12 protein-coding genes and 3 tRNA genes are annotated in these 12,040 nt (G+C 60.5%); 12 read left to right on the plus strand and 3 right to left on the minus strand.

Going from position 1 to position 12,040, the window contains the following annotated elements; genetic code table 11:
- The first annotated feature begins 89 nt into the window (after window positions 1-89).
- The 6 genes from H2O65_RS09670 to H2O65_RS09695 all read left to right on the plus strand — a co-directional run bounded on the left by H2O65_RS09670 (window position 90) and on the right by H2O65_RS09695 (window position 3,239).
- Window positions 90-162, plus strand: a tRNA-Glu gene (locus H2O65_RS09670).
- Window positions 163-302: 140 nt separating this feature from the next.
- A tRNA-Asp gene (locus H2O65_RS09675) sits at window positions 303-376 on the plus strand.
- A gap of 28 nt (window positions 377-404) precedes the next feature.
- Window positions 405-477: transfer RNA gene (locus H2O65_RS09680), tRNA-Phe, on the plus strand.
- Window positions 478-580: 103 nt separating this feature from the next.
- Window positions 581-844, plus strand: coding sequence for a ribbon-helix-helix domain-containing protein (locus H2O65_RS09685; protein WP_182141493.1), 264 nt, complete (start codon window positions 581-583; stop codon window positions 842-844).
- Window positions 841-1,080: a toxin gene (locus tag H2O65_RS09690; protein WP_182141494.1), complete on the plus strand. Its 240-nt coding sequence runs from the start codon at window positions 841-843 to the stop codon at window positions 1,078-1,080. Before H2O65_RS09685 ends, H2O65_RS09690 begins: the two co-directional genes overlap by 4 nt.
- A 281-nt stretch (window positions 1,081-1,361) precedes the next feature.
- Window positions 1,362-3,239, plus strand: coding sequence for an AMP-binding protein (locus H2O65_RS09695; protein ID WP_182141495.1), 1,878 nt, complete (start codon window positions 1,362-1,364; stop codon window positions 3,237-3,239).
- A gap of 67 nt (window positions 3,240-3,306) precedes the next feature.
- On the opposite strand, the gene H2O65_RS09700 is transcribed toward H2O65_RS09695, so the two are convergent.
- Complete coding sequence (locus H2O65_RS09700) at window positions 3,307-4,491, minus strand: class I SAM-dependent methyltransferase (protein ID WP_182141496.1); 1,185 nt, start codon at window positions 4,489-4,491, stop codon at window positions 3,307-3,309.
- A 59-nt stretch (window positions 4,492-4,550) separates the two neighbouring features.
- Between H2O65_RS09700 and H2O65_RS09705 the strand changes: the two genes are divergently transcribed.
- Together H2O65_RS09705 and H2O65_RS09710 are read left to right on the plus strand one after the other, a co-directional pair.
- Complete coding sequence (locus tag H2O65_RS09705) at window positions 4,551-5,783, plus strand: sugar MFS transporter (RefSeq protein WP_182141497.1); 1,233 nt, start codon at window positions 4,551-4,553, stop codon at window positions 5,781-5,783.
- Window positions 5,784-5,859: 76 nt separating this feature from the next.
- Window positions 5,860-6,999, plus strand: a complete 1,140-nt coding sequence (locus H2O65_RS09710) for a UDP-N-acetylmuramate dehydrogenase (protein WP_182141498.1) — start codon at window positions 5,860-5,862, stop codon at window positions 6,997-6,999.
- Here H2O65_RS09710 and H2O65_RS09715 read toward each other — a convergent pair whose 3' ends face one another.
- Window positions 7,000-7,491 carry a phosphoribosyltransferase gene (locus H2O65_RS09715; protein WP_182141499.1) on the minus strand — a complete coding sequence of 164 codons (492 nt, stop codon included), beginning with the start codon at window positions 7,489-7,491 and terminating at the stop codon, window positions 7,000-7,002.
- A gap of 86 nt (window positions 7,492-7,577) precedes the next feature.
- Between H2O65_RS09715 and H2O65_RS09720 the strand changes: the two genes are divergently transcribed.
- A complete protein-coding gene (locus H2O65_RS09720) occupies window positions 7,578-8,747 on the plus strand; it encodes a cation:proton antiporter (RefSeq protein ID WP_182141500.1) in 1,170 nt (389 codons plus the stop codon).
- Window positions 8,748-8,749: 2 nt separating this feature from the next.
- Window positions 8,750-9,370 carry an NUDIX domain-containing protein gene (locus tag H2O65_RS09725; RefSeq protein ID WP_182141501.1) on the plus strand — a complete coding sequence of 207 codons (621 nt, stop codon included), beginning with the start codon at window positions 8,750-8,752 and terminating at the stop codon, window positions 9,368-9,370.
- Window positions 9,371-9,379: 9 nt separating this feature from the next.
- Here H2O65_RS09725 and H2O65_RS09730 read toward each other — a convergent pair whose 3' ends face one another.
- Entirely contained in the window at window positions 9,380-10,267 is an 888-nt protein-coding gene (locus tag H2O65_RS09730; protein WP_182141502.1) for a D-hexose-6-phosphate mutarotase, read from the minus strand.
- 100 nt (window positions 10,268-10,367) lie between these two features.
- On the opposite strand from H2O65_RS09730, the gene H2O65_RS09735 reads away from it, so the two are divergent.
- Both H2O65_RS09735 and H2O65_RS09740 read left to right on the plus strand, forming a co-directional pair.
- Window positions 10,368-11,381: an aldo/keto reductase family protein gene (locus tag H2O65_RS09735; RefSeq protein ID WP_182141503.1), complete on the plus strand. Its 1,014-nt coding sequence runs from the start codon at window positions 10,368-10,370 to the stop codon at window positions 11,379-11,381.
- 10 nt (window positions 11,382-11,391) lie between these two features.
- Window positions 11,392-11,976 carry a hypothetical protein gene (locus H2O65_RS09740; RefSeq protein ID WP_182141504.1) on the plus strand — a complete coding sequence of 195 codons (585 nt, stop codon included), beginning with the start codon at window positions 11,392-11,394 and terminating at the stop codon, window positions 11,974-11,976.
- The last annotated feature ends 64 nt before the right edge of the window (window positions 11,977-12,040 follow it).

Genomic DNA, 12,040 nt, shown 5'->3' on the forward strand with positions numbered 1-12,040 from the left:
AGGAGCCCAAAATGATTTGTGGTCACGTCTTGGCTCACGTATGATTTCCGTCTTGGAGATAGAAGTTCTTTCGGGAACCAAGTCAACAGGCCCCCATCGTCTAGCGGCCTAGGACACCGCCCTTTCACGGCGGCGGCACGGGTTCGAATCCCGTTGGGGGTACTTCTCAATGAAGTGTCAAATCTCAAAGATTTGCTCACGATTTGGGAGAGCGATTGTTCAACTACTAGAATGATCACTGGCCAAAGATCGGGGTAATCCTCCGGTCGGTCTTGGAAGTGGCTTCGGCTTCTTTCAGGTTAGGCCCCGTAGCGCAGTTGGTTAGCGCGCCGCCCTGTCACGGCGGAGGTCGCGGGTTCAAGTCCCGTCGGGGTCGCGGAGAGTCGGCTTTAGGGCCGACTTTCGGCTCTGTAGCTCAGTTGGTAGAGCGTTCGACTGAAAATCGAAAGGTCACGGGATCGACGCCCGTCGGAGCCACGAAAATCCCAGCGTATTTTGACCGCTGGGATTCTTTTTGCCTACACCCACCCTCCAACCCCCAAATCCTTGAACCACACCATTTTCGTTATACGATATTGGTATGGGTACCAACGAGACAATCGACGGCAAGCCGGTAACCGAAGAACAGATTCAGGCATGGGCTGATGAGGCCGAGGCCGGATACGACTACGTCGCAATGAAGAAGCGCGGAAGGGGTCGGCCCGGACGCGGAGCAGTTGCTTCCCAAGTTATCGCCCTGCGTCTAACCAAAGAGGAAGTCGAGAGACTTGATGCTCGCGTGAAAGAAGAAGGAACCACACGCTCGGAAGTTATCCGAGAGGCGCTGCACCTGGCCTCAGCATGAAGGTCAACCCCTCCGCACGCAAACACGGAATAACAGACGACGACGCACTCTACGCCGCGGAGTGGGCACTGTGGATTGAAGACCTCGACGAAGACAATCCATCGCGTCAGCTAAGAGTCGGATTCGACGCCAAAGGACGACTATTTGAACTGGTCATCCTCGTTTTTGACAGCGGAAACGAACTGGTCATTCACGCAATGAAAGCCCGACCAGGAGTAATCGACCTACTACCGTGACGAACCAGGTCGCAACCCTCAGCCACGCCACCCGGCGCGCCGCGCCTCGCCTCGCTGCGCCGCGCTGTGCGAAATGTATATGTTGGGATCAAATGTGCGTCTGGGGTAGGCACCCCACGCGGGGTTTTCACCCCCACGTATACATTTCACGACGTGTCGGTCTTGCCCCGAAATTACCAGCGTGCGCCATTGTGCGCCGCGCTTACGACGCACCAGAACTAGGACTATCAGCGTACGATATCGAGAGGATATTTTGAGGTAAAGGTTGAGGAGCTACTTCCGTGGCTAAACGCGAAACAATTGCCGAACAGGCGCACAAGCACTACGAGCCCGGAGTTCCCTTTGAAATCCCCATCCCAACGGAGTCGGTCTACCACCTGCTCGAGGACGCAGCAAAGCGCTACCCCAACACCGTTGCCCTGGACTACTTCGGAAAAACCATCACCTACGCAGAGGTCCTTGACCAGGCTGAACGTGGCGCTCAAGTGCTGACTGACCTGGGCGTTGAACGCGGGGACGTAGTTGCACTCTCACTGCCGAACTGTCCCCAGGCTTTCGTCGCCTTCTACGCGTGTCAAAGGATTGGGGCGATTGCCGCCCAACACAACCCCATGGCACCCGCCGATGAGATTGCCGGTCAGGTCGCGCGTCACAAGGCCAAGGTTGCCATCGCGTGGGAAGGGTCGGTCGCTCACCTCCCAATCGGCGGGGACTCCACTTTGGAGACTGTGCTGTCCGTCGACATCACCGCTCACATGCCCGTCAAGACCCGCATCCTACTTACCCTTCCTGTCAAGGCCGCCCGCAAGCAGCGTGCTTCGCTGAGATCCCCGGTCCCGTCCTCGGCCCTATCGTGGGATAGGGCCGTCCGGGAAGCCAGCCCACTTCCCGCTCACTACCCGCACGCCAAAGTCGATGACATCGCGGTCATTCTCCACACCGGCGGAACCAACGGGGTCCCCAAGTCGGTTCCCCTCACCCACCGCAACCTCGGCGCCAACGTCGACCAGTGCCTGTTCTGGGTCTTCAAGTTGCACGAGGGCGCAGAAGTCTTCTTCTCACTCCTCCCCTACTTTCACGCTTTCGGTCTGACCTTCTTCCTACTGGCCTCGGTGAAGAAGGCTGCGACCCAGGTCGTGCTCCCCAAGTTTGACGTCGACCTCGCCCTCGAAGCACACCGCCGACGCCCCGTGACCTTTTTCGTCGGCGTCCCTCCAATGTTTGAACGGATCGCCAAGGGAGCGTTGGAGACGAACACCGACATCTCCACGATTCGTTTCGCAGTTTCCGGCGCCATGCCGCTCAGCGAAAAGGTTGCGCACCTCTGGCAGTCGGCCTCGCACGGCATCATTTTGGAGGGCTACGGACTCTCTGAGACCTCCCCTGTTATCTCCGGTTCTCCCCTCAGCAACAACCGTCGCCTCGGCACCCTGGGCCTGCCGTTCCCTTCCACACAGGTGCGCCTGGTCGACCTCGACGACCCCACCAAGGACGTGAAAGAGGGCGTGCGCGGGGAGATCCTGGTCAAGGGACCCCAGGTTTTCTCCGGGTACCTCAACGCCCCCGAAGAGACCGCGCGCGCATTCACCGAGGACGGGTGGTTCCGCACGGGTGATGTCGCAATCAACGACGACGGGTACCTCTATATGGAGGACCGAATCAAGGAACTCATCCTCTCCGGTGGTTTCAACGTCTACCCCAGCCAGGTTGAAGAGGTGATGCGCCTCTACCCGGGCGTTCGTGACGTTGCGGTGGTCGGATACCCCGTCGACGACAGTCGGGAAGTCGTGGCCGCCGCTTTGGTGATGGACGAGGGCGCAACCCTGCCCACGTTAGAGCAGGTCCGCGAGTGGGCCGGAGAGAAGCTCTCTGCTTACGCGATCCCCCGCAAACTGGAAGTGATCAGCGAACTACCCCGCAACCAACTGGGCAAGGTGCTGCGCCGCAGCGTCAAAGAGCAGCTCTTGGACCCGATGTCGAGGGCGTGGGAGAGCACAACAAAAGCAGTGACCGAGTTCGTGACGGACGGGCCCTACAAGGGTTCCGATGACCCGACCGCAAACGTCGAGTCCGCGGACACCCTCGGTGAGGCGCAGCCGGACCACGCTCCCGCTGACCCCCCAGCACCGGACTCAGAAGAGGCTCCCGAGGCCAAGTAGCCAACAAACCAGGCACCCACCACTAAACGCGTTCCCGCCACACCCGGGGCGCTCAAGTCACCAAGGCTTAGACCCGCCGCCCGACCCTGTGGCAAACAATGGCGCTGTGCTTCCCGAGGACGCGCGTCAAGATCACTGTCGCGGCCCCAGCACCTTTGAGTTTCAACGTCTTACGGAACTGATCGGGGTCGAGGTCGACTCCCCTCTTGAGGATCTCCAGCGAGCCAACCCCCCGCGCCCTCAAGTAGCTCTTGAGCGCCTTGATAGGCATCACATCAACAACCTCGAACGCGCGAGCCAGCGGGGTGTCCACAAGGTTGTCGCCGGTTAGGTAAGCGATGGACTCAGAGACCGGAGCTGCTCGCAAGAGATCCGCCGCCACGTGGAGACCGCCGGAGCGAATCACCGCCCCATCAGGCTCGTAAAGGTACTTCCCAAGCGGCGCCGGCTCCACCATCACCGCTTCTGAACGCGGATCCTGGGACGTCTCAATCTCCACTGAATGCGTCCCAGAAATGACCAGGGCGGATCGGCCCGGACTCCCCCCAAGCGGCCCGAACCACAACCCGGCCTCGACCACATCCCCGTCCACTGAAACCCACTGGGCGTGCACGTCGGCGGGCAAATCCGCGTAGGCAATTCCGGGGGCAATCTTGACGCCGAGGGCGGGGACCACGTCTCGAATGGCGAGGACACGGTCCAGCGGCGGAGAGTAGTCGGCTGGGTTGAACGTCCGCCCTCGGGCACTGCGCCGAGCCGGGTCTGCGAACACGCCGTCAAACGGGGCGAAATCCACGCCGAGCCCATCCCCGAAGACAACCGTCGCCTTTGGAAACGGCGCCAGGTTATGCCGGGCGAAACCCGCGGTCGCCTGGTCGAACTCGACCGCCGTGACCGCCAGTCCAGCTCGTGAGAACGCCAGTGAATCCGCCCCCAAACCACACGTGATATCCGCTACTGCACGGCAGCCAGCCGCAACATATCTGGCTGCGTGAAGATCTGCGACAACCGCCCTCGTCGCCTGTTGAAGACCTGCTTCGGTGAACAGCATCGATGCTGCGTGTTCGCCAAACTTCACGGCGGCGCGGTCCCGCAAGCGTTGCTGCGTAAGAGCTGCAGCGATCAGGCCCGGATCGTAGCCTTGTTTGCGCAGTTGCATTGAGAGGGCGTCCACCGTGGAGGGGTCGTACGGCGGTAGGGAATCCAGCAGTGTGAACCCGACCGGGGTTTGTAAGAGAGAGACACCGTCCATGCTGAGTATTGTCTCAGTAGTAGCAAACCCACTCACCAAGGACGACCAACTTGTACTCCATGCTTCTGGCGATAATCTACTTCGCGTTCATCAGTCTCGGCCTCCCGGATGCTCTGGTGGGTGCGGGTTGGCCAGTCATGCATCAGGACCTGGGCGTGCCGGTGTCGTACGCAGGGTTCATTACGATGACGATCGCAATCGGCACAATCTTGTCGAGCCTGCAGTCGGATCGCCTCACCCGCAAACTCGGTACTGGACTGGTGACAACGCTAAGTGTGGCGCTGACGGCCGTCGCCCTCCTTGGTTTTTCAGTTTCCACTGAGTTCTGGATGCTGATTCTCTGGGCGATCCCCTACGGCTTGGGCGCCGGGGCGGTCGATGCGGCACTGAACAACTATGTGGCACTGCACTACGCCTCCCGCCACATGAGTTGGCTGCACAGTTTCTGGGGCGTTGGGGCGGCCATCAGCCCGTTCATCATGAGCTACTCGCTCACCCAGGGGTTGGGGTGGAACACCGGGTACCGCGTTGTCGCCATCCTCCAGATGGTGCTGGTTGCCATCCTGTTTGCTGGGCTGCCACTGTGGAGAAAGGTTCATCCAACGGTTCCTGCCGCCGCTGCCGGTGAAGGTGGCGACGAGGGAGAGGGCGGACAAACCCTGGAACGCGCTGCAGGCAACGACGGCAAAGAGAAGCCCCTCGGCCTCATCGGAGCGTTGAAAATCAAGGGAGTTCCCTTCGTCCTCCTCGGGTTCTTGGCCTATTGCGCACTTGAGGCGACGGCGATCCTCTGGGCATCCACCTACCTGGTGCAGCAACGCGATGTTGCGGCAAGCACGGCGGCAAGTTTTGCCTCCCTCTATCTGCTTGGCATCACGGCGGGTCGCTTCCTCAGCGGCTTCGTTGCCGACAGGGTCGGGGACCGCAACATGATCCGACTGGGCATCCTGGGGGTCTGCGTCGGCGTCATACTGATTGCACTTCCCTTGGAGAACGACACCCTCGCGCTTGCGGGCCTGGTCATTGCTGGCTTTGGCAGTGCGCCGATCTACCCCTCCATCATTCACTCCACACCCGCGAACTTTGGGCCAAGCAAGAGCCATGCCATCATCGGCATCCAGATGGCATCGGCCTACCTGGGTGCGACATTGGCTCCACCATTGTTTGGATTCTTGGGGCAGGCCGTGGGCATGTGGTTATTCCCCTTCTACTTGGCGGCCCTGGCTGCGCTGATGCTGGTGATGACTGAGGCACTCAACCGCTCAGTCGCGGCCCACCCAGCCCAGCCGTAGGCACAGCCTGCCCCACCGTAGGACATTAGTCCCACGCGCCCCTTTCTTCTGGGCGGAGGGGGACGTAGTGTGGAGTATGGACTTCTCAGAACTAACCACCCTGCGGGTTGGGGGCTTGGCTCCCCCGATAGTCAACGCCGACTCGGAGTCAGAGTTGGCGCAAGTCATTACGGAAGCGGACTCTGCGGGCGAGGACGTCCTCGTCCTTGGAAGTGGCTCACACCTGGTTGTTTCAGACCGGGGCTTCTCAGGTCTACTGGTGAGGTACAGGCGCAAGGACATTGCAGAGGTCGACTCGTATGTTTCGTGCGGGGGTTCGACCGTCAAGGCAACCGCAGGCACAGACTGGGACACGTTCGTTCAGTTCACCCTAGAAAACGACCTGGCCGGCCTGGAAGCACTGTCCGGCATCCCCGGGACCGTCGGAGCCGCTCCCGTGCAGAACCTTGGGGCATTCGGGCAAGAAGTGGCACAAACACTGGCGTCGGTTCGAGCCCTAGACCGCCTGACCGGTCGCATCCGCACCCTGAGTCGTTTCGACCTGCACCTGGGTTATCGCAGCTCCATCATCAAACGCTCAAGGTTCTCCGCGGATGCTGGCGGAGGTCAGGTGTGGGGACCAACCGGGCGCTGGGTTGTGCTTGAAGTTGCCTTCCAACTGCGCAGCGCAAGCCTCTCAGAGCCGGTTCGCTACCGGAGTCTGGCGGAGTCTCTGGGGGTCGACCTCGGAACCCGAGTGCCCTCGTGGGAGTTGCGCGAACACGTGCTGAAGCTGCGTGCCGAGTCCGGAATGCTCGTGGGTGCTCACGACACCGACCACGACACCTGGTCGGCGGGATCCTTCTTCGGCAACCCAATACTCTCCAGCCAAGACGCGGCCAAGCTTCCCGAAGAGGCGCCGCGGTTTCCGGTGCGTAACCAGGCCATGTTCGTAAGTGGAACTGTCCACAAGCAGGCGCCTCTTGTTGAAGGAAAGCAGAAGGTGCCGGCTGCGTGGCTGATACGTCAGTCGGGGTTTGAGCCCGGGTACCGGGTCAACACCGACTCGCGTGCCGCACTGTCTTCGAAGCATGTCTCAGCAATTACAAACCGCGGGGGCGCAACCGCAACGGAGATCATGGAACTGGCCGCTGCGGTGCACGATGGGGTGGCGGCAAAGTTTGGGATTTCACTGGTGCCAGAACCGGTGTTGGTCGGTCTGGAAGGCCTCGACTAGTCAGTTGTCGCGGTTCGACTCCCCATTGACCGGCGGCAACGACGACCAGGGAAACGCAATCCACTCCGAGGTCGGCTTCCACACGAAATCGCAGTCGATCACAGAAGTGGGCTTCTGGTACAGAACGGCAACCTTGATCTGGTCCGTGTACTCGCCACAAATGTCATATACGAACTGCAGCGTTCGGCCAGAATCCGCCACGTCGTCAACGATCAGCACCCTCTTGTCGCGCAAGCCATGATGCGCCGGCACCGGGTCGATCAGACGCGGGTCAGGCAGTGTGGTCCCAATCCCCGTGTAGAACTCAACATTGAGCACCAGTAGAGATTTGAGGTCGAGGGCGTACGCAATAGCACCCGCCGGAATCAAACCTCCGCGCGCAACGCAGACAATGATCTCCGGCTCGAAACCCGAGCTCCACACCTGCGCCGCCAGAGCTCGTGACGCCTCACCAAACTGATCCCATTCAAGCACTTCACGCTCATTCTCCATCGTCCCATTGTTCCAGTGATCGCCACCTCAACCAACCCTGCCCGAAGTAAGATTGACCGACCGCGAAGGTGACCACTAGGAGCGACATGGCATTGGAGATCCTTCTCATCCCCTTAGCAGCGCTCCTCGCACCGATCTTGGGGGCACTGCTACGCCGCTGGGTCTCAATACCTTTAATTGTTTTTGAGATCCTCCTTGGCATTCTGATCGGGCCATCCGTGCTTGGATGGGTCCAGGGTGGAAACGCTCTAGATCTGATGTCCAACCTCGGCCTGGCATTGCTCTTCTTCATGGCGGGCAACGAAATCGACATTGCAAACATTCGCGGGCGAACCGGGAAACGTGCGCTCGCCGCCTGGGGAATCTCCATTGCCATTGCCCTGGCCGCCGCCCTCATCATTGGTACCACCCCCGCAGCAATCGCGATCATCACCATTGCCCTGGTTGGCACCGCTCTGGGGACAATCACCCCAATCCTCCGGGATGCTGGACTGAACAAAGGCCCCATCGGCACCGCAATCTCTGCCGCGGGAGCGATTGGCGAGTTTGGGCCCCTTGTGGCCATAACCATCTTCCTCGGCAGCAACAGCCCCATCGTTGCCTTTGGCTACCTTGCCGTGTTCACCGGTGTTGCCACCTTCGCGTTCTTTCGCGCCTCGCATCGCGAACGCCCCTGGTTAGCGCAGATGGTCAGCACCTCTCTGCACACATCCGGACAGTTCGCTGTCCGTGTCGTGATGGCGCTCTTGGCCGCGTTGGTAACACTCGCCCTGACACTGGGCGTCGACTTCCTGCTGGGCGCGTTCTGCGCCGGAATGCTGTCAAAAGTTCTCCTACGCGGAGTTCCAAGCAACGAACAAGAACTCGTCGAAGGTAAACTCGAAGGCCTCGCCTACGGCTTCATGATCCCCATTTTCTTTGTCACCTCCGGGGTGATGTTCCCCCTGTCCGCACTACTTGAAGACACCCGGGCCCTAATCATGGTGCCCGTGTTCGCCCTCGTCATCCTGGTCGTTCGCGGCGTTCCGGGCTTCTTCACTCTGGACCGTGGAGCAACGGTGCGCGATCGCGCCACCGTGTCGCTCTTTACCGCCACTTCACTGCCCCTGATCATCGCTGTCACCAACATTGGCGTCCAAGAAGGGGCGCTCTCCACGGAACTTGCGGCAGCCCTTGTGGGGGCCGGCATGCTGACTGTGCTCCTCTATCCGTTGCTCGCCCTCGCCGTGTCGGATCCCCAGAAAGTAGGCAGGTAGTCATGCGCGGAGACGCCAAGAAGGCCTGGCCCGTTGAAGAGCGGACGACCCTGGGAAGCGGAGCCATTTCCACGTTTGTGAACGAGGTCGTCCTCACCCCGGCGGGCACTAGGATGAACCGCCAGTTCCTCACCCACCCCGGCGCCGTTGCCGTGGTTGCCTGGGATGAGGCTGCGGATGAGATCCTTGTGCTACGTCAGTACCGCCACCCAGTCGGCATGGAACTCGTGGAGATCCCTGCCGGATTGCTTGACATCGAGGGCGAAGACTACTGTCTTGCTGCCCAACGCGAACTGGCTGAGGAGGCGGAGCTTCAGGCGGGACGCTGGGATGTGCTGGTCGACATCTTCTCAACACCGGGCGCCTGCGAAGAATCACTGCGGGTTTTCCTTGCCCGTGACCTCTCCCGCGCCCCGCGTCCGCAGGGTTTTGTTCCCGAGGACGAGGAGGCCGAAATGACCTCAACCTTCACGTCCCGAGCCGCGATCGTGGAGATGATCCTCAATGGGGAATGCGAAAGCCCCTCCCTTGTCTCGGGTGTTTTGGCTCTGGAGACGGCGCGGCTGTTAGGTAAGCTTGACGACCTGCGCCCGTCCGACGCGCCGTGGCTGGCGCGTCAGTAGTCGGCTGCACTACAGGGCAGCGACCTCGTAACGCACCCGCATAATGTGCTCTTCTCCCGGTTGCAGGGTCACTGCGGATTCCGCGGCGTTGGCTGCCTCGACACAGACGAAATCCCGGTACTCTTCATCCCCCAAATGACTCATCGTTCTTGCAAGTTCCGGCCCTGGATTCCACACGATGGTTGCGCCGGAGCGTTCTTTCACGATGCGGATGGAACGTCCATTGCCGACGTCGCGCAACTCCAGCGCTGCGGGCGACTGGAAAACCCTGTCGACCTCGGCCCCAAACGTGACGGGTCCATCCTGAACCCCGGACGCACCACCGGCAGCCTTATCAACGTAGCCGGTACCTTCGAGGCCGAACAGTTCAGTCGAGGTCGAATCCGCAACCGCAAAGTATGTGTGCAGGGCTTCTTCGTACCAGAAGGCGTCTGCACCGGTGTTCTTCACGGTGAACGTCAAGTCCAAAAGGACATCTGAGAACACGGCCTCCAACGTTGCAAGGAACGGCTGCAGGGAGGGGTCCGAGGGCGCGTCGGGAAGATCCTCATCGCTTAGTTCATAACGCACCAGCCAGGCTCCGTCCTCACCAACACTGCTGGCAGTCTGTCTCCAGTTGACGTTGCGGGCAAACCCGTGGCTGCCTGCGGCGCGCGAGCGACCGAGGAGCACCACGCCGCCCTCGTCCTCATCTCGCAAAGCTCCGAACCAGGGGAAGCACAGCGGAATCCCCCCACGAATCGGGGAGCCAACCCCGTAGGCGCTGTCTCTTGAGACAAAGAGGAGCGCGCCGAATCTGGAACTATCCCAGCGGGTGATTTGACCACCGGCCGAGTGGGCTGCAAACCCGCCCTGAGAGGTTTCTACTTCTGCAACCACATCTTCATTCTGCGACATGACTCCATTGTTCACCGTTTGGGCCGATCCGTCACCGCGTTTCTCACCGCGTCCCATAATCGCAGTACCCCAAAGACGTCTCCACTGCTAGTTTTGAGGCATGGTTGAATATCGCTACTTAGGCAATTCCGGACTGAAAATCACTGAGATCACCTACGGCAACTGGGTGACACACGGCCTTCAAGTCGATCGAGACAAGGCCATCGCAACGGTGCACCGCGCCCTCGACCTCGGCATCACCTCTTTTGACACCGCAGACGTGTACGCAAACACGGGGGCGGAGAAGATCCTTGGTAAGGCGTTGAAGGGCATCCCCCGGGAGGACCTGGAGATTTTCACCAAGGTGTACTGGCCGGTTGGCAATAGGGGCCCGAACAACGCGGGACTGTCACGCAAGCACATTTTTGACGGCATCCATGGTTCACTACGGCGCTTGAAGGTCGACTACGTGGACCTCTACCAGGCTCACCGCTTCGACTATGAAACTCCCCTCGAAGAGACGATGCGCGCGTTTGGCGACATTGTTCGCCAGGGCAAAGCCATGTACATCGGGGTGTCGGAGTGGACGGCTGAGCAGATTCGGGAAGGACACGCCCTCGCCGAAGAACTTGGCTTTCAGTTGGTGTCCAACCAGCCCCAGTATTCGGCGCTGTGGCGTGTTATCGAAGACAAGGTCGTCCCAACCTGTGAAGAGCTTGGCATGTCACAGATCGTCTGGTCGCCCATGGCTCAGGGTGTCCTCTCTGGGAAGTACATTCCTGGCGAGCAGCCTCCCGCGGGATCACGCGCCACAGATGACAAGGGCGGGGCGAACTTCGTCAAGAGGTTCATGGATCTAGAGACCCTGCAGGCCGTGCAGCGCCTCAAGCCGATTGCGGCCGAGGCCGGACTCTCGATGCCGCAGATGGCCATCGCATGGGTGCTAGCAAATCCAAATGTTGCCGCCGCACTAGTGGGTGCATCACGGCCAGAGCAGCTGGATGAAACCGTGAAGGCATCCGGGATCACCCTGGACGCAGACACGGTGGAGGCAATCAACTCGACACTGGCCGGTGTGAGCAACCAGGATCCTCAGGCGACCTACTCAGTTTCCCCACGCACGCGCCCGATCTAGACTTTGTTCCATGCCCGCCGGAGTCCTCTTTGCCAGCCCCGTACTGGTCTCTCACCTGAACGTCCTCGACAACATTAGGTTGCCCTGGGTCGTCGACGGGGAACGCCTGGACCAGGCATACCTGGATATCCTTGTCGACACGTTGGAGCTCCGGGACGTGTTGCTTTCCTTTCCCGCTGACCTCTCAGAGGAGCTTCAGTTCCGCGTTGCCGGAGTGCGGGCTTTGGCTGGACGGCCCTCGACCGTGCGCGTCTATCCGCGTACGCAGGCTTCGCAGTGCCTAGACGACCTGGTCTTTCTTGCCGGTGCGCTGGGTCAGGAAGTGGAACTGATTGACGCGCTAGCCGGGTCCGAGGGCGACGGATCCCTAGAACCTGCTGTCGCTCTCCTCCCGGAATCCCTTGACGACATTGCTCCTGCCAGGGAACTGTCGGCCAGCCAGGTACGACTTGTCGATCAGGCTCAGCAAATACTGGACCTCCTCCCGGGGCCTGTCATAGAGACGGGCGAGTTTCTGCACCGCGGTTCCGAGGGGACTTCGTTACACGGGACGAAAAACGGTGCGCACAATCAGGATCTAGCTGACAATTCATGACAGACTAATGCTTGTATGGAGACGGGGCCGCTACGGCTGGCCCCGAGGGTCGTTTAAACCCACA

It is taken from the genome of Schaalia sp. JY-X169 (assembly GCF_014069575.1).
Taxonomy (GTDB): Bacteria; Actinomycetota; Actinomycetes; order Actinomycetales; family Actinomycetaceae; genus Scrofimicrobium.

Coding starts and splice junctions, on each gene's coding strand:
- H2O65_RS09720 (WP_182141500.1), top strand. CDS start 7,578: ATGGCATTGGAGATCCTTCTCATCCCCTTAGCAGCGCTCCTCGCACCG.
- H2O65_RS09685 (WP_182141493.1), top strand. CDS start 581: ATGGGTACCAACGAGACAATCGACGGCAAGCCGGTAACCGAAGAACAG.
- H2O65_RS09735 (WP_182141503.1), top strand. CDS start 10,368: ATGGTTGAATATCGCTACTTAGGCAATTCCGGACTGAAAATCACTGAG.
- H2O65_RS09705 (WP_182141497.1), top strand. CDS start 4,551: ATGCTTCTGGCGATAATCTACTTCGCGTTCATCAGTCTCGGCCTCCCG.
- H2O65_RS09715 (WP_182141499.1), bottom strand. CDS start 7,491: ATGGAGAATGAGCGTGAAGTGCTTGAATGGGATCAGTTTGGTGAGGCG.
- H2O65_RS09730 (WP_182141502.1), bottom strand. CDS start 10,267: ATGTCGCAGAATGAAGATGTGGTTGCAGAAGTAGAAACCTCTCAGGGC.
- H2O65_RS09725 (WP_182141501.1), top strand. CDS start 8,750: ATGCGCGGAGACGCCAAGAAGGCCTGGCCCGTTGAAGAGCGGACGACC.
- H2O65_RS09700 (WP_182141496.1), bottom strand. CDS start 4,491: ATGGACGGTGTCTCTCTCTTACAAACCCCGGTCGGGTTCACACTGCTG.
- H2O65_RS09690 (WP_182141494.1), top strand. CDS start 841: ATGAAGGTCAACCCCTCCGCACGCAAACACGGAATAACAGACGACGAC.
- H2O65_RS09710 (WP_182141498.1), top strand. CDS start 5,860: ATGGACTTCTCAGAACTAACCACCCTGCGGGTTGGGGGCTTGGCTCCC.
- H2O65_RS09740 (WP_182141504.1), top strand. CDS start 11,392: ATGCCCGCCGGAGTCCTCTTTGCCAGCCCCGTACTGGTCTCTCACCTG.